Here is a 17,321-nt window from a genome sequence, read left to right on the forward strand (position 1 = left end):
ATGTCTCCTGTTCCAAGACGCCAGGTCCTCGGGGTCGCGGCCGGTGCCGCGGCGGCGGCCGCCCTGTCCCACTCCACGACGGCCGAGGCGCATGCCGCCGAGCCGGCCGGTGCGGGGGCCACGTCTTCCTGGGTTCCCGTGCCCGTTCCGGTCCCCGTAGCGCTCGACTCCCTCTACGACAACGACGGCATCGACACCGCCACCGCCCGCGGCGGAGACTTCGACGGCTCCGGCTACACGTTCCCGGGCGAGGAACTCCCGGCCGGCCGCGTCGAGGTCGACGGCATCCCCTTCGACTTCCCCGCCGCCACGGCGGGCGCCAGGAACAACGTTGTCGCGCTGGGCCAGCGCGTCGACCTCCCCCAGGGCCACTACCTGTCGGCCGTCTTCCTCACCGCGGGCAGCTACGGCAACGCCTCGGGACCGGCGACGGTCCACTACGCCGACGGCTCGACCACGACCGCGGGGCTGAGCGGCGGCGACTGGTACGCGGTGGGCGGCTCCCTGTCCGCGCCGTACCGCTACCGGCCGGACGGCGGCAAGGACGAACACAGCGTCGGGATCGGCACCTCGGAGGTGTGGATCGACCCGCAGCGCGAGGCCGTCGCCCTCACCCTGCCGGTCACCAACCGGGCCGAGGCCGGCAAGGCCGCCCTGCACGTCTTCGCACTCTCCCTCCAACCCGCCGCCCAGGGAAAGGCGTTGGCCCTGCGCGACGCCCGCTCCACCAGCTCCCTGCTGGACGCCACCGGCGCCCAGAGCGTCGAGGCCACCGTCGTCAACGCCGGTACCGTCGCGATCCTGACCGGCGACGCGGTGACCGTACGCGTCGACGTCCCCGGCGCCCGCACCGTCGCACCCGCCCGCGTCCGCCGCCTCGACCCCGGTGAACAGGCCCGCGTCCACGTCGGCATCCGCAACCGCACGGGCACCGCGCCCGGCACCGCGCAGGACGGCAGGGTCAGCGTCCGGAGCCGGGGCAGCGAAGTCGTCGGCGGGCAGCGTACGTTGACGCTCGGCACCGCCGACTACCAGCCCACCGAGACCTCGCTCGGCGGCCACCAGGCGCCGTACTGGTTCAACGACGCCAAGTTCGGCATCTTCATCCACTGGGGCGTCTACTCGGTGCCCGCCTGGGCGCCGGTCGGGGTGCAGTACGCCGAGTGGTACTGGGACCAGATGCAGGACCCCGGCAACCCCACCTACGCCCATCACCGGGACACCTACGGCGAGGACTTCGCCTACGACGACTTCATCCCGCGCTTCACCGCCGAGAAGTTCGACCCGCGCGCCTGGGTGGAGCTGTTCCGGGACGCGGGAGCGCAGTACCACGTCCTGACCTCCAAGCACCACGAGGGCTTCGCCCTGTGGGACACCAAGGTCTCCGACCGCAACGCGGTACAGCTGGGCCCGAAGCGGGACCTGGTCAAGGAGCTGTTCGAGGCGTCCCGGCGCTATGCACCCGAACTCCACCGCGGCCTCTACTTCTCCATGCCCGAGTGGTTCAACCCGGACAGCCCCTGGATGGGCCACGCCCCGCGCAACCCGTACACGCTGGAACCGGTGCCGTACACCGGATACACCGCCGGCAAGGACTATGTGAAGGACTTCCAGGCCCCGCAGCTGCTGGAACTGGTCCACGGCTACGACCCGGAGATCATCTGGTGCGACATCGGCGGCGCGAACGACAGCGTCCATGTCCTCGCCGAGTACTTCAACCACGCCAAGAACCGCGCCTGTCCGGTCGACGTCACCGTCAACGACCGCTCGGGCATCGGCTTCCACGACTACACGACGCCCGAGTACACGACGTACGCCGACACGGTCGTCGCCAAGTGGGAGGCCAGCCGGGGCCTGGACCCCCGCAGCTACGGCTACAACAGCGCGACCCCGGACGACGCCTACATGACCACCGAGGAGGTCGTGCACAGCCTCGTCGACATCGTCTCCAAGAACGGCAACTTCCTGCTCGACATCGGCCCGCGCGCCGACGGCACCATCCCCGGGATCATGCAGACCCGGCTGCGGGAGACGGGCGCCTGGCTCGCGGTCAACGGCGAGGCGATCTACGGCACGACGTACTGGTCCCGGACGGCCGGGCTCGGCGAGGACCTGCGGTTCACGGTCCGCCCGGACAAGGCCTTCTACATCCACTCCCTGACCCGGCCGGGCCCCAGACTCACGGTCGAGGCACCGGTGCCGGTCCGCAGCGGCGACAGGGTGACCATGCTCGGCCACGACCACCCGCTGACCTGGACGGTCAGCAACGGCGCTCTGGTCGTCGACGTACCCGAGGCAGCCCGGCGAAAGGGTGAGCATGTGTGGGTCTTCAAGGTGGAATGGCATGGGTGAGGTACTCGGAAAGCGGCTGCTGCGGCTCTTCGGGCTCGTGGCGGTGCTGACGCTGCTGGTGGCGCCCACCTCCGCCGTCGCACAGGAGCAGCGGCAGACGCCGGTCACCGTGCCCGCGCTGACCGACTGGACGCCGGAACAGGGGAGTTACGCGTTCGGCCCCGGGACGCGTCTCGTCGCCTCCGGCGCGGCCGGGCACAGGGTCGCCGACACCCTCGCCGACGATCTCCACGCGGCCGGACACGGTGCGGTCCCGGTCGTCGGGGGCGCCTCCCGCCCCGGTGACATCGTCATTGACGTCCGCCCGTCGGCCGAGGCCACGCTGGGCACCGAGGGGTACGAACTCCGGTCCGGCAAGCGGCTGTCGGTGACCGGCGCGACCGAGACCGGCGCCTTCTACGGCACCCGCACCCTGCTCCAGCTCCTCGCCCAGGGCGACCGGATCCCGGCCGGACACACGGTCGACGTGCCGCGCTACCGCGAGCGGGGCGTCGGCGTCTGCGCCTGCTACATCCACATCTCCCTGCCCTGGCTGGAGAACCTCGTCCGCGAGATGGCGTACCACAAGCTCAACCAGCTGCTCCTGGAGCTGAAGGTGAAGAGCGACGCCCATCCCGAGGCCGACACCTGGGGCTACTACACCAAGGACGAGATACGCCGGCTGGTCGCCCTCGGCGACCGCTACCACGTGGAGATCATCCCCGAGATCAACTCCCCGGGCCATATGGACCCGTGGATCGAGAACCGGCCCGACCTGCAGCTGACGGACTCCGACGGCAACAAGCAGCCCGCCCGGCTGGACGTCACCCAGCAGGCCGCCTTCGACTACTACACGAGCCTGATGGACGAGTACGCCCAGGTCTTCACCGCGAAGTCCTGGCACATGGGCGCCGACGAGTACATGCTCGGCTCCGACTACGCCAAGTACCCCCAGATGCTGAAGTACGCGCAGGACACGTACGGCCCCGCCGCCACCCCGCAGGACGCGTACGTCGACTTCATCAACCGCGTCCAGGCGTACGCGGCGGGCAAGGGCCGCCGGCTGCGGATCTGGAACGACGGCCTCACCGGCGCCAACACCGTCCCCGTGGCCGCCGGGACGACCGTCGAGCACTGGCTGAACGTGGCCGTGAAGCCGAGTCGGCTCATCGCCCAGGGCTATGAGGTGATGAACGCGTCGTACTCCCTCTACCTCGTCCGGGGCGGCTTCCACAGCGACACCGAGGCGCTCTACGACCAGAGTTGGGACCCCCGCTCCTTCGAGGGCGAGAAACTCGCCTCCGCCACCGGTATCACGGGCGCGAAGATCAGCCTCTGGCCCGACAACGGACGCGGCGAGACGGAGAACGAGGTCGCCACCGAACTCTGGCCCGCCCTGCGCCACATCGCCCAGGCCACCTGGGGCGACCCGCACCCCGACGCCACCTACGCCGAGTTCACGGCACGCGGTACGGCGGTCGGGCACGCACCGGGACGGCGGGACCTGACGACGGTGCCGGTGGCCGACGGGACGTACACCTTCCGCGCGGACGGGGTGTCGTACACCGCCTCCGTGCTCCGCACCGCCGACGGCTACGCGACCCTGCGCGGTGCGGCGGGCTGCCTGGAGATACGCGGCGGCAAGCTCACCCTCAACGTCCCGCTGCAGCCCGGCGTCGAGGCGACCTGGGAGCCGTGCGACGGCGCGAACACCCTGCAGCGCTGGGAGCTGGAGCCCGCGGCCGACGGCTACCACCTGATCAACGCGATCACCCGCATGGCGCTGTCCGTGACGGCCGACGGCCGACTCGTCCAGCACCCGCCGGATCAACTCACCCCCGCCCTCTGGCACCTTTCCTGACCCGAGGAGCAGCCACATGGATCTCTCAAGACGTGTCTTCGTCGCCTCGGCCGCGGCCCTGGCGATGACAACCGGCCTCCCGGCCCTCCCCGCCACCGCCGCGGACACCGACCTCTCCCGCATCCCCGTCGGCCCCGACGACACCCCCGCCGACCTGGTCCGCAAGGCCTCCCAGGTCCGGCCCACCGCACGACAGGTGGCCTGGCAGGGGCTGGAGCGCACCGCCTTCCTGCACTTCGGCGTCAACACGTTCACCGGCCTGGAGTGGGGCACCGGCGACGAGGACCCGAATGTCTTCCAGCCGACCGGCCTCGACACCGACCAGTGGGCCCGCGCCCTGCTCGACGGCGGCTTCCGGCTCGCCATCCTCACCGTCAAACACCACGACGGCTTCGTCCTCTACCCGTCCCGCTACACCAACCACACGGTGGCGGGCAGCAGTTGGCGGGACGGCCGGGGCGACGTCCTGCGCTCCTTCGCGGACTCGATGCGACGGTACGGCCTCAAGGTCGGCGTCTACCTCTCGCCCGCCGACGAGAACCAGTACCTGCACGGCGTCTACGCCAACGGCAGCGCGCGGTCCGCCCGCACGATCCCGACCCTGGTGGACGGCGACAGCCGCGCCCCGTCCCGCTTCTTCACCCTCGACGCCACCGACTACGGCGCCCACATGCTCAACACGCTCTACGAAGTGCTCACCGAGTACGGTCCGGTCGACGAGGTCTGGTTCGACGGCGCCCAGGGCCACATCCCGCCGGACAAGGTGGAGGACTACGACTGGGACAGCTGGTACACGCTGGTCCGCACGCTCGCCCCGGACGCGTCGATCGCGGTCACCGGCCCCGACGTGCGCTGGGTCGGCAACGAGGGCGGCCTCGCCCGCGAGGACGAGTGGAGTGTGCTGCCCGTCAAGGAGAACCAGTACGGCCGCACGGACTGGGCCCTGTCCTACGACACCGCCGACGAGGGCAGCCGGGCCGCGCTGGTCGCCGCGCAGCCGAAGACCGACTACCTGCAGTGGTGGCCGGCCGAGTGCGATGTGTCCATCCGGGACGGCTGGTTCTACCACGCCGGCCAACAGCCCAAGTCGGTCGACGAGTTGACGGAGATCTACTTCGGCTCGGTCGGCCGCAACGCGGTTCTCCTGCTCAACGTCCCCCCGGACACGGACGGTCTGCTGCACGCCACGGACGTGGTCCGGCTGCGGGAGTTCCGCGAGCGGGTGGACCGGGAGCTGCCCGAGGACCTGGCCCGCGGTGCGCGGAAGTCGGTGACACCGGGAGGGGTGACGGTCGACCTGGGCCGGGAACGGGACGTCGACCGGGTCCGGCTGGCGGAGGACATCCGGTACGGGCAGCAGGTGGAGGGGCTCGTGGTGGAGGCGTTCGTGGCGGGCGCGTGGTCCGAGGTGGCCACGGCCGGCACGGTGGGAGCGAGCCGGATCCTGCGGCTCGCGGAGCCGGTACGGGCGCGAAGGTGGCGGGCGCGGGTCACGGCGGCCCGGGCGCAGGTGCGACTGGCCGAGTTCGCGCTGTTCACGTCGGCGGTCTAGGGGCGAGCGGCGGGTGCCGTGCTGCCCCGGACCGTCAGCCGGGGTACCGGTACCCGCACCGCTCGTGCCGAGCCGCCGTCCAGCAGGGCCGTCAGTTCCCGGGCCGCCGTGCGGCCGAACTCCGCGCTGTCCCGGGAGAGCGCCGACAGCCAGGGCTTGACCATGCGGCACAGTGCCGAGTCCTCCCAGGAGACGACCGAGACGTCGTCCGGCACGGAGTAGCCCAGTTCGGCCGCCGCCGCGACCCCGGCCACCGCCATCACGTCGTTGTCGTAGATCAGCGCCGTCGGGGGCGGGGTCGCGCGCAGGACACGGCGGGTGACGGCCGCGCCCTCGGCGTCGGAGTAGTCGGTGGTGACCGAGCGGACCTCGGACAGACCCCGGCCGTCCGCCTCGGTGCGCAGCGTGCGGATACGGCGCTGGGTGTGCGCGAGGCCCGGCAGGCCCGCGATGTGCACGATCCTGCGGTGGCCCAGCGCCGTGAGCTCGTCGACCACCGACGCCATCGCGGCCGCGTCGTCGGCCCACACCGTCGACAGCCCCGGATGGCGATCGTCGGGGGCGCCGCCGATCACCACCGCGGGCAGGCCCAGTTCGTCCAGGAGGTCGGGACGGGGGTCGTCGGCACGGGGGTCCACCACCAGGACGCCGTCGACGCGGTGCTCCGCCCACCAGCGGCGGTAGACCGCGCACTCGTCGGCCACGTCCTCCGCCATCTGGAAGAGCAGGCCGAGATGGCGCTCGGCGAGCACCTCCTGGATGCCGGAGACGAGTTGCAGGAAGAAGGAGTCCACGCCCAGGGAGTGGGCGGGGCGGGCGAGGACGAAGCCGACCGTGGCCGCGCCCTCGCCGGACAGCGCGCGCGCCGCCGTGCTGGGGCGCCAGCCGAGCTGCTCGGCGACCCGGCGGACCCGCGCCCTGGTCGTCTCGGAGACCCCGGGACGGCCGTTGAGCGCGAAGGAGACCGCGCTCTCGGAGACCCCCGCGCGGCGCGCGATGTCCTTCATCGTCGGCCGGGGCGCGGGCGTGCGTTTCTCCGCCAACTCGGTTCCTCATTCGGTCGGGACCATGATCTGCTAATGCGCTTGAGTTCGAACACCCTAAAGCGTATTAGCGATCGGCCGCAATACGTGTGAAGCACCTTGCTGAGCAGGGGTTTTGAGCCACTAATGACTTTAGCTGCGCCGAATCCATTGACGTGGTGCGGAAACGGCGTGCAAGGTCTGGCGCGGCACCTTCGGCCGACCCCGCTGCAAAGGAGCAACGGACCATGCGTATCTCCCGCAGTAAGCCCCGCGGTATGTCCCGCAGAGCCCTCGCCCTCGCCGCTGCCGCCTTCCTCGCCCTGCCGCTGAGCGCCTGCGGGTCCGGGCAGGACGGGGGCGGATCCACCGATGCCTCGGGCAAGGTCGAGGGCGACATCACCTTCCAGACCTGGAACCTGCGCGCGAACTTCAAGTCGTACTTCGACGGCCTGATCGCGGACTTCGAGAAGAAGTACCCGGACACCCATGTGAAGTGGATCGACCAGCCGGCCGAGGGCTACGCCGACAAGATCGGCGCCGACGCGGCCGGCGGCACCCTGCCGGACGTCGTCAACGTCTCCCCGGACCTGGTCGCCCCGCTGGCGAAGGCAGGCCTGGCGATGGACCTCGACAAGGCCGCCGGCAAGTACCGGTCCGAGTACCTGGACGGCGCCTGGGCCAGCCACCGGATACCGGGCATGAGCGGGACGTACGCCTTCCCCTGGTATCTGAACACCGGGCCGCTCTTCTACAACAAGTCCCTCTTCGAGCAGGCCGGACTCGACCCCGACCAGCCGCCGAAGACGTACGACGACCTCTTCACCGACGCCCTGAAGATGGCGAAGCAGAGCGACGGCAAGGTCGCCACCCTCGCCAACGTCCCGACCATCGAGGACTTCGGGCGCTACGGCGTCGAGCTGATGGACAAGCAGGGGACCGGCTTCGCCTTCAACGACGCCAAGGGTGTGCAACTCCTGACGAAGTACAAGGAGTTGTACGACGCCAAGGCCCTCGACCCGCAGGCGCTGACCGCGACCCCCGAGTCCTCGGGCAAGAAGTTCCTCACCGAGGCCGTCGCCATGAACCCCGGCAGCGCCCTCGACCTCGACAACTTCAAGAAGCAGGCGCCCAACCTGTACAAGAACATCGGCATCACCGACCAGATCACCAGCACCGGCCACGTCAACATGTACGTGATGGGTGTGATGGTCAACTCCAGGACCAAGCACACCCCGGCCGCCGTCGCCTTCGCGCACTTCGTGACCGACGCGCAGAACCAGATGTCGTTCGCCAGGAAGGTCGCCATCTTCCCGAGCACCGCCGGCTCCCTCGACGATCCGTACTTCACCAAGGAGGACGGAACCGATGAGACGCGCGTGCGCATCGCCGCCGCCAAGTCGCTGAAGAGCGCGGTCAACTACACGCCCGTCCTGTTCAGCGACCAGATGAAGACCGCGCTGCGCAACGAGGTCGCCAAGGCGCTGCAGGGCAAGGAGAGCCCCAAGACGGCCCTCGACAACGCTGTCAAGGCCTGCGACCAGCTGCTCCAGCAGGAGGGCTGAGGACCCGATGGCCGGCGTGTCTCGCGTGCGGCGCCAACTGCCCACCAGCCCCTGGCTGTTCGCCGCTCCCGGGCTGCTGGTCGTCGGCGCCTTCGTGCTCTACCCGTTCGTCTCGACGGTGGCCAACTCCTTCACGGACCGCCGTACCCTGATCCCCGGCCGCTTCGTCGGCCTCGCCAACTTCCGTGAGCTGATCCACGACGACATGTTCTGGACCGGCCTGCGCAACAGCACGCTGTACATCGTCGGAGTGGTGCCCGCCCTCGTCGTACTGCCGTTGCTGCTCGCCCTGCTGGTGCAGAAGAACATCCCCGGCATCACCTTCTTCCGCTCCGCTTTCTACACCCCGGTCGTCGCCTCGATCGTCGTGGTCGGGCTCATCTGGGTGTGGCTGCTCGACGAACGCGGCCTGGTCAACTCCCTGCTGGAGACCGTCGGGATCGGCCGGATCGGGTTCCTCAGCGACCAGTGGCTGCTTCTGCTGAGCGCGATGGCGGTCACAGTCTGGAAGGGCCTCGGCTACTACATGATCATCTACCTTGCCGCGCTCGCCGACGTCCCGCGCGAACTGCACGAGGCCGCCGCCGTCGACGGCGCCGGAGCGGTACGGCGCTTCCTCACCGTCACCGTGCCCGCCGTCCGCTCCACGATGGTCCTGGTCGCCGCGCTCTCCTCGGTCGCCGCCTTCAAGGTGTTCTCCGAGGTGTACCTGATGGCGGGCCCGAGCGGCGGACCGGCCGGCGAGGACACCACCCTGGTGATGCTCGTCCAGCGCACCGGCACCGGTCTCACCGGCCGGGTCGGCTATGCCTCGGCGCTCTCCGTCGTCGTGTTCGTCGTCACCGTCGCGCTGATGCTGCTCGTGCTGCGCGCCGACCGGAGGGAGCGGGCATGACCGTCGTCGAGGAGCGGGTCCGGACGGTGCCCCCGGCGAAGGAGGCGCGCGTCACCGACGAGCACGGGCGCCGGATCCGGATCGGTGAACTGGTCTGGCGATACGCCCTGTTGCTGCTCGTCCTCGCGCTCACCGTCGGGCCGTTCGTGTGGCAGCTGTCCACCTCGCTCAAGGGCCCGACCGAGGACATCTTCAGCTCCCCGCCCAGCTTCCTGCCCGAGCATCCCACCCTGCACAACTACCAGCGGGTCGCCGACACCATCCCCGTCTGGGACTACGCCCTCAACTCACTGAAGGTCGCGAGCGCGAGCGTGGTGACCAACTGCGTCGGCTCGGCACTCGCCGGATACGCCCTGGCCCGGCTCCGCTACCGGGGCCGCCGGATCGCCGCCCTGGTCTTCATCCTTGCGATGCTCGTGCCGGTGGAGGGCATCATCATCGCCCAGTTCACCACCATGCGGGAACTCGGCCTCAACAACACCCTGATCGGCGTCGTCCTGCCCGGCTCCGTCGGCGCCATGAACGTGCTGCTGATGCGCAACGCCTTCCTCAACCTGCCGTACGAGATCGAGGAGGCGGCCTACGTCGACGGCGCCAACGCCTGGCAGCGCTTCCTGCGGATCGCCCTGCCGTCGGTCCGGGGCACCGTCGCCGTCGTCGCGATCTTCGCCTTCATGGGCGCCTGGGACGACTTCCTGTGGCCGCTCATCGTGCTCAGCGACCCCTCCAAGTTCACGCTCACCATCGGCCTCAACTACCTGCACGGCACCTTCGCCAACGACGAACGCCTCGTCGCCGCCGGCACCGTGATCGCCGTGGCCCCGCTCATCGCCCTGTTCGCCTGCCTCCAGCGGTACTTCTTCCGCGGGGTCGGTGAAGGCGCGGTCAAAGGCTGAACCCCCGTTCCCGCAAGGAGACCGCATGCCTCCTTCCGTGCGCTTCGGCGTCAACTACACCCCCAGCGAAGGGTGGTTCCACCACTGGCTCGACTTCGACCCGGACTCGGTACGCGCCGACCTCGACTCGATCGCCGCGCTCGGCCTGGACCACGTCCGGGTCTTCCCGCTGTGGCCCTACTTCCAGCCCAACCGCACGCTGATCCGCCCGCGCGCCGTCGAACAGCTCGTCGCCCTCGCCGACGCGGCCGCGGAGCGCGGACTGGACGTCAACGTCGACGGTCTGCAGGGCCACTTGAGCAGCTTCGACTTCCTGCCCGCCTGGACCCGCACCTGGCACCGGCGCAACCTGTTCACCGACCCGGAGGTCGTCGAGGGCGAGGCCGCCTATCTGCGCACCCTGGCCGCGGCCCTCGCGGACCGGCCCAACTTCATCGGGATGACGATCGGCAACGAGGTCAACCAGTTCGCCGCCGGCCCCCATCCGGACCCGGACCGGATCACCGCGGAGGAGGCCGGGCGGTGGCTGGTCCGGCTGCTCGCCGCCTGCGCCGAGGGCGCCCCGGACCGGCTCCACCTGCACGCCTCCTACGACGCCGCCTGGTACCAGGACGACCAGCCCTTCACCCCCGCCCACTCGGCCCGCCTCGGCGAAGTCACCGCCGTGCACTCCTGGGTCTTCAACGGCACCGGACAGCGCTACGGCCGCACCTCCCCGCAGACCGAGCAACACGCCGCGTACCTGGTGGAGTTGAGCAAGGCCTGGGCGGATCAGCCGCACCGCCCGGTCTGGCTGCAGGAGGTCGGCGCGCCCGCGCCGCTGATCCCCGCCGAGCACGCGGCCGCCTTCGCCGAGGCGACGATCACCGCCGTACTGGACTGCCCCGATCTGTGGGGCGTCACCTGGTGGTGCTCGCACGACGTCAGCCGGAGCCTCGCCGACTTCCCCGAACTCGAATACGGCCTCGGCCTGTTGACCAACGACCGCAAGCCCAAGGACATCGCGCACGTCCTCGCCGCCGCGTCGCCCGGTACGCCGACCGCACGGAGCACGGCCCTGGTCGTCCCGTCCGACCCGGCCGCGCGCTCCCGGTGCGCCCCCGGCGGGCCCGTCTTCGACGCCTGGTTCCGGCTCGTCGCCGACGGGGTCCGCCCCACCACCGTCCTCGACACCCGCGCGCACGACCAGGCCCATCTGGCCGCGCGCGGCATCACCGAAGTCGTCACTCCCGATCAGGTACTCCCCACCCCACCAGGAGGCACCCGCTCGTGAACCCCAGCAGACGCACCGTCCTCATCGCCGCCACCGCGGCGGCCCTGGCCCGCGCACTCCCGGCGACGGCCGCGACCGAGGCCACGGCGGTCACCCCGCCGTACGCCTCCTACTGGTACCCGGACTCGTTCCCCTCCGGCACCCCGGGCACCGGCATCACCTGGCACAGTCTGAAGACCTGGACGGCGGCCGGTGACGCCGACCTCGCCTTCAACACGGCCTCCGTTCCCCTCGCCGCCCGCTTCACCCCTACTCCCGCCAACACCACCGCCCGCTCCGGGCAGGCCCGCATCCAGTCCCTGGTGTCCTTCGGCCCCACCTCCAGCAACCCCTCCCAGGGCGCGGCCACCGCCGACTACTACGCGCTCACCCACTGGGCCTACCTCGACGAGCTGGTCTTCTGGGGCGGTTCGGCGGGCGAGGGGCTGATCCTCGCGCCGAACGCGCCGATCGTCGACGCGGCCCACCGGCACGGCGTGCCCGTCCTCGGCAACATCTTCCTGCCGCCCACCGCGTACGGCGGCCAGCTGCAGTGGACCCGCGACCTGGTCCAGACGGACTCCACGGGGCACTACCCACTCGCCGCCCAGCTCGTCGCCGTGGCCGCCGCCTACGGCTTCGACGGCTGGTTCGTGAACGCCGAGACCGGCGGCGGCAACACCGCCCTCGGCACCGCCATGCTCGGCTTCGTCACCGAGCTCAAGTCCCTCGCCGCGGCCCAGGGACAGCGCGTGACCTGGTACGACGCGATGACCGTGAACGGCACGGTCAGCTGGCAGGGTGCGCTGAACAGCCTGAACCAGGCCTTCTTCCAGACCGCCGACGACATGTTCGTCGACTTCCGGTGGAGCGCCTCGACGCTCGCCTCCTCGGGCACCAAGGCGGTCCAACTCGGCCGCAGCCGCTACGAGTTGTGGGCCGGTGTCGACGTCGAGTCCAACGGCTCCAACACCTCCGTGAACTGGGACGCGATCGTGCCCGCCGGCTCGGCACACGTCACGTCCATCGGCTTCTACCGGCCCGAGTGGACCCGCAACCACCTGCCCGCGAGCCGTACCCCCGGCGACTTCCACGCCGCCGACGACCGGTTCTGGACCGGGCGGTCGCTGGATCCCTCCCAGCCCGACAGCACGGATCCCTGGCGGGCGCCGGCGGTGTCGGTGGCGGACCGGTCGACGGTGACGGCGGTGCCGTTCGCGAGCGTCTTCAACACGGGGCACGGACTGCGCTGGTACGAGGAGGGGCAGATCACCTCGGACGCGGCCTGGAACCATCTCGGACTGCAGGACCGGCTGCCCGCCCGGCGGTGGGTGGTACGGACGGTGGGCACCAGGCCGACCGTGACCTTCGACTTCGCCGACGCCTGGCGGGGCGGCAGCAGCGTGCTGGTGGCCGGTGACCCGGACCAGCCCGTGGTGCTGGACCTGTACACGACCCGGCTGCCGATCTCGGCCGGGACGGTTGTCGAGCTGACGTACCGGACCGACGCCGGGAGCGTGGACGTCGAGCTCGCCCTCGCCACCGCCGAGCCGGACAGCGCCGGTACGGCACCGCCGTACACCTATCTGCCGGTGGACCCGGGCGACGGCTGGTCGACCGCGACCGTCCCGCTCACCGGCCTCTCCGGCACGATCCACGCCCTCGGCGTCCGCCTCACGGCGACCGCCGGGCCGGTCCAGTGGCGGCTCGGCGGGATCGCCGTACGCGAGGAGGCGAGTACGCCGTCCGCCCCTACCGACCCGCGGATCACCGCATCCGACGGCGGCGACCTGCGCCTCGCCTGGGACGCGGCACCCGGCGCGGTCCGGCACTACACCCTGCACCGCCTGCTCCCCGACGGCACCCGGCGCTTCCTCGGTGCCACCGGCCAGCGGGCCTACTTCCTGACCGGGCTCCAGGCGGAGCAAGGTGAGGACACGGCACGGTTCGAGGTACGCGCCGTAGGGGAGCTGTACACCTCGTCGGACCCCGTGACCGTCACGTACACCTGGTAACCGGTAACGAACAAACGGAGCACCCCACATGCATGACGACCGCAGCCTGGTCGAAGCCCGCCTCCGGCGCGTCCTCGACGAGCGCATCCGTCCCGCCGTGTACCCCGAGTCCGTGCCGCTCGACGTCGCCGTGTGGCACGCGCCCGGCGAGCCCGTGCCGGTCGCCGAAGGGCTCGCGGCCGAGCCCGAGCCGATCGAGGCGGGCACCCGGTGGGGTGCTCCGTGGGGCACCAGCTGGTTCCGGGTGACCGGAACCGTCCCCGGGGAATGGGCCGGGCGGACCGTGGAGGCCCTGCTCGACCTCGGGTTCGACGAGAACATGCCCGGCTTCCAGTGCGAGGGCCTGGTCTACCGGCCCGACGGCACCCCGGTGAAGGGCCTCAACCCGCGCAACCAGTGGGTCCGCGTCGGCACCCCGGTGGCGGGCGGCGAGGAGGTACGGCTGCACATCGAGGCCGCCTCCAACCCCGTCATCCTCGACTACCACCCCTTCCGGCCCACCTGGCTGGGCGACAAGGACACCGCCGGGCACGAGCCCCAGTACACGCTCACCCGGATGGACCTCGCCGTCTTCGACGAGACCGTGTGGCAGCTCGTCATCGACCTGGAGGTGCTCGGCGAGCTGATGGCCGAACTCCCGGCGGACGCGCAGCGCCGCTACGAGATCCTGCGCGCGGTCGAGCGGGCCCTGGACGCCATCGACCTCCAGGACGTCAACGGCACCGCGGAGCAGGCGCGTTCACGGCTCACCGAGGTGCTCGCGGTCGCGGCAGCGCCCTCCGCGCACCGGATCAGCGCCGTCGGGCACGCGCACATCGACTCGGCCTGGCTGTGGCCGCTGCGCGAGACGGTCCGCAAGGTCGCCCGCACCACCGCCAACATGACCGCGCTCATCGAGGACGAGCCCGACTTCGTGTTCGCCATGTCCCAGGCCCAGCAGTGGGCCTGGGTGAAGGAGCACCGGCCCGAGGTGTGGGCGCGGGTGAAGAAGGCGGTCGCGGAGGGGCGGTTCGTGCCGGCCGGCGGGATGTGGGTGGAGTCGGACACCAACATGCCCGGCTCGGAGGCGATGGCCCGTCAGTTCGTGCACGGGAAGCGGTTCTTCCTCGACGAGTTCGGCATCGAGAACGAGGAGGCCTGGCTGCCCGACACCTTCGGCTTCGCGGCGGGCCTGCCCCAGATCATCCGGGCGGCCGGCTCGACGCGGCTGCTCACCCAGAAGATCTCCTGGTCCCAGACGAACAGGTTCCCGCACCACACCTTCCAGTGGGAGGGCATCGACGGCACCCGGATCTTCACCCACTTCCCGCCCGTCGACACCTACAACTGCTCGATGAAGGGCAGCGAACTCGCCCACGCGGCCCGCAACTTCAAGGACAAGGGCCGGGCCCGGCACTCCCTGGCGCCCACCGGCTGGGGCGACGGGGGCGGCGGCACGACCCGGGAGATGGTCGCGAAGGCGGCCCGGGTGCGCGACCTGGAGGGCTCGCCGACGGTCGTCTGGGAGACCCCGGAGAAGTTCTTCGACAAGGCGGTGGCCGAATACCCCGACCCGCCCGTCTGGGTCGGCGAGCTCTACCTCGAACTCCACCGCGCCACCCTCACCAGCCAGGCGAAGACCAAACAGGGCAACCGGCGCAGCGAACACCTCCTGCGGGAGGCCGAGCTGTGGGCGGCGACGGCCGCCGTGCGCGCCGGGTTCCCCTACCCCTACGAGGACTTGGACCGCATCTGGAAGACGGTCCTGCTCCACCAGTTCCACGACATCCTGCCGGGCTCGTCGATCGCCTGGGTGCACCGGGAGGCCCGGGCGACCTACCAGCGGATCGCCGCGGAACTGAACGGGATCATCGACGCGGCGCAGCGGGCACTGGCGGGGGAGGGCGACCGGCCACTGCTGTTCAACTCGGCGCCGCACAGCCGGAACGGTGTGGCGGCCGGGGGCGCCGGAGCCGAGCAGGTGTCCGGCGTCGTGACGGGGTCCGAGCGGCCCGGGGGCGGACACGTCCTCTCCAACGGCCTGCTGCGGATCGAGATCGACGGCCGGGGTCTGGTGGTCTCCGCGTACGACCTGGACGCCGACCGCGAGACGATCGCCCCCGGCACGGCGGCCAACCTGCTCCAGCTCCACCCGGACTTCCCGAACATGTGGGACGCCTGGGACGTCGACGCCTTCTACCGCAACGCGGTCACGGATCTGACGGACATCGACGAGCTGACTCCCGGCGCGGACGGTCGTTCGGTGCGGATCGTCCGGTCCTTCGGCTCCTCCCGCGTCACCCAGGTGCTGTCGCTGCCGCCGGGTGAGTGCCGGCTGCTGATCGACACGGAGGTGGACTGGCACGAGACGGAGAAGTTCCTGAAGCTGGCGTTCCCGCTGGACGTGCACGCCGAACGGTACGCGTCGGAAACCCAGTTCGGGCACTTCCACCGCCCGACCCACACCAACACCTCATGGGAGGCGGCCAAGTTCGAGGCCTGCAACCACCGCTTCGTCCACCTGGAGGAACCGGGCTGGGGCGTGGCGGTCGTCAACGACTCGACGTACGGCCACGACGTCACGCGCGGCGTCCGCACGGACGGCGACCGGGGTGCGACGACCACGGTCCGCGTCTCGCTGCTCCGCGCTCCCCGCTTCCCCGACCCCGAGACCGACCAGGGCATCCACCGCTTCCGGCACGCGCTGGTACCGGGCGCGGGCATCGCGGACGCGGTCCGCGAGGGCTGGCGGATCAACCTGTCGGAGCGCCGGGTGACGGGCGCGCGGGAGGTGGCTCCACTGGTGACGGTCGACAACGAGGCGGTGGTCGTCACGGCCGTGAAACTGGCCGACGACGGCAGCGGCGACGTGGTGATCCGCTTCCACGAGGCCCACGGGGGCAGGGCCCGCGCGACCCTTACGGTGGGTTTCGAGTTCGCGGGGGCCACGCTGACGGACCTACTGGAACGCCCGCTGAGTGAGCAGGCCCCGGACCAGGACGGCGGCCGTATTGCGGTACAACTCCGACCGTTCGAATTGGTAACGCTGCGCATGGCGCCCCGTTAGGGGCGCGGGGAACTGCGCGCTCAGCCCCCACCCACCCGCCGTCGCCACACTGCGCTAGGTCCCGAGCTGTGCGCGCAGCCATTCCTCCACTTCACCGACATGCGCAGCCGCCGCCGAGCGCGCCGCCTCCGGATCCCGGGCCACCAACGCCCGGTGGATCGCGGCATGCTCCCGCCGCGTCCGAGCGAACGCCCCCTCCTCCTGGTACCCCCGCCACACCCGGGCCCGAAAAGTCCGGGACGACAGCCCCTCCAGAATCGCGGCCATCGTGTCGTTCCCCGCCGCCCCCGCGATCACCCGATGGAACGCGAGATCGTGGGCGAGGATCTCCTCGGGATCATCCGTCGCGTTCATCGCCATCAGGTGTTTCTCCACCTCGGCCAGCTGGCCGGCGCTGATCCGCGCGGCGGCCAGCGCCGTCGCCGTCGACTCCAGCACCCGCCGCACCTCGAGGAGTTCCACCAGCCGCGGCCCGCGGGACAGATCGGCGACCACACCGAACGTCTCCAGCAGGTCACCCGCCTCCAGCTGGGTGACGTAGATCCCGGAGCCGTGCCGGGCCTCCAGGACCCCCAGAACCGTCAGCGCGCGGATCGCCTCGCGCATGGAGCTGCGGGAGATACCCAGCTGGGCGGCGAGATCCCGTTCCGTCGGCAGCCGCTGGCCCGGCTCCAGCCGGCCCCCCGCGATCATCGCCTTGATCTGCTCGATGGCGCGCTGCGTCACCGTGCCCTTCTGCGGGGCCGTCTCGTCCACACCGCACCTCCTGTCGCCGGTGAGCGGCAGTCTAACCAGCAAGGTGGTCGGACCACTATGGCTGATTCGATGGAAAAACGCGTCCGCAGGGTGTTGAAAGCGTCGAGTGGTCTGATAAGTATGCGGGCAT

At 70.9% G+C, this 17,321-nt stretch carries 11 protein-coding genes; 9 read left to right on the forward strand and 2 right to left on the reverse strand.

Features of this window, described 5'->3' with window-relative positions; genetic code table 11:
* Genes AB0D85_RS14840 through AB0D85_RS14850 form a run of 3 tightly spaced genes read left to right on the forward strand, consistent with a single transcriptional unit; the run spans position 1 to position 5,744 of the window.
* Positions 1 to 2,352: an alpha-L-fucosidase gene (locus AB0D85_RS14840; protein WP_362319297.1), complete on the forward strand. Its 2,352-nt coding sequence runs from the start codon at positions 1 to 3 to the stop codon at positions 2,350 to 2,352.
* Positions 2,345 to 4,192 carry a family 20 glycosylhydrolase gene (locus AB0D85_RS14845; RefSeq protein WP_362319030.1) on the forward strand — a complete coding sequence of 616 codons (1,848 nt, stop codon included), beginning with the start codon at positions 2,345 to 2,347 and terminating at the stop codon, positions 4,190 to 4,192. The genes AB0D85_RS14840 and AB0D85_RS14845 overlap by 8 nt, the downstream gene beginning before the upstream one ends.
* Before the next feature lie 16 nt (positions 4,193 to 4,208).
* Positions 4,209 to 5,744, forward strand: coding sequence for an alpha-L-fucosidase (locus AB0D85_RS14850; RefSeq protein ID WP_362319032.1), 1,536 nt, complete (start codon positions 4,209 to 4,211; stop codon positions 5,742 to 5,744).
* Here the strand turns inward: AB0D85_RS14850 and AB0D85_RS14855 are convergent.
* Positions 5,741 to 6,751, reverse strand: a complete 1,011-nt coding sequence (locus AB0D85_RS14855; protein ID WP_362319299.1) for a LacI family DNA-binding transcriptional regulator — start codon at positions 6,749 to 6,751, stop codon at positions 5,741 to 5,743. The two genes, AB0D85_RS14850 and AB0D85_RS14855, sit on opposite strands and share 4 nt — an antisense overlap.
* A gap of 263 nt (positions 6,752 to 7,014) precedes the next feature.
* On the opposite strand from AB0D85_RS14855, the gene AB0D85_RS14860 reads away from it, so the two are divergent.
* The 6 genes from AB0D85_RS14860 to AB0D85_RS14885 are packed head-to-tail and all read left to right on the forward strand — an operon-like array spanning position 7,015 to position 16,435.
* Positions 7,015 to 8,331: a sugar ABC transporter substrate-binding protein gene (locus AB0D85_RS14860; protein ID WP_362319035.1), complete on the forward strand. Its 1,317-nt coding sequence runs from the start codon at positions 7,015 to 7,017 to the stop codon at positions 8,329 to 8,331.
* A gap of 7 nt (positions 8,332 to 8,338) precedes the next feature.
* Positions 8,339 to 9,226 carry a sugar ABC transporter permease gene (locus AB0D85_RS14865; RefSeq protein ID WP_362319038.1) on the forward strand — a complete coding sequence of 296 codons (888 nt, stop codon included), beginning with the start codon at positions 8,339 to 8,341 and terminating at the stop codon, positions 9,224 to 9,226.
* Positions 9,223 to 10,122, forward strand: a complete 900-nt coding sequence (locus AB0D85_RS14870; protein WP_362319040.1) for a carbohydrate ABC transporter permease — start codon at positions 9,223 to 9,225, stop codon at positions 10,120 to 10,122. The genes AB0D85_RS14865 and AB0D85_RS14870 overlap by 4 nt, the downstream gene beginning before the upstream one ends.
* Positions 10,123 to 10,147: 25 nt before the next feature.
* A complete protein-coding gene (locus tag AB0D85_RS14875; RefSeq protein ID WP_362319043.1) occupies positions 10,148 to 11,395 on the forward strand; it encodes a glycosyl hydrolase in 1,248 nt (415 codons plus the stop codon).
* Positions 11,392 to 13,389: an endo-beta-N-acetylglucosaminidase gene (locus AB0D85_RS14880; protein ID WP_362319046.1), complete on the forward strand. Its 1,998-nt coding sequence runs from the start codon at positions 11,392 to 11,394 to the stop codon at positions 13,387 to 13,389. Before AB0D85_RS14875 ends, AB0D85_RS14880 begins: the two co-directional genes overlap by 4 nt.
* 28 nt (positions 13,390 to 13,417) lie before the next feature.
* Positions 13,418 to 16,435, forward strand: coding sequence for a glycoside hydrolase family 38 C-terminal domain-containing protein (locus AB0D85_RS14885; RefSeq protein WP_362319049.1), 3,018 nt, complete (start codon positions 13,418 to 13,420; stop codon positions 16,433 to 16,435).
* A gap of 54 nt (positions 16,436 to 16,489) precedes the next feature.
* Here the strand turns inward: AB0D85_RS14885 and AB0D85_RS14890 are convergent, their stop codons facing one another.
* Positions 16,490 to 17,191 carry a FadR/GntR family transcriptional regulator gene (locus tag AB0D85_RS14890; RefSeq protein ID WP_362319051.1) on the reverse strand — a complete coding sequence of 234 codons (702 nt, stop codon included), beginning with the start codon at positions 17,189 to 17,191 and terminating at the stop codon, positions 16,490 to 16,492.
* Between the last annotated feature and the right edge of the window lie 130 nt (positions 17,192 to 17,321).

It is taken from the genome of Streptomyces sp. NPDC048277 (assembly GCF_040652235.1).
Taxonomy (GTDB): Bacteria; Actinomycetota; Actinomycetes; order Streptomycetales; family Streptomycetaceae; genus Streptomyces.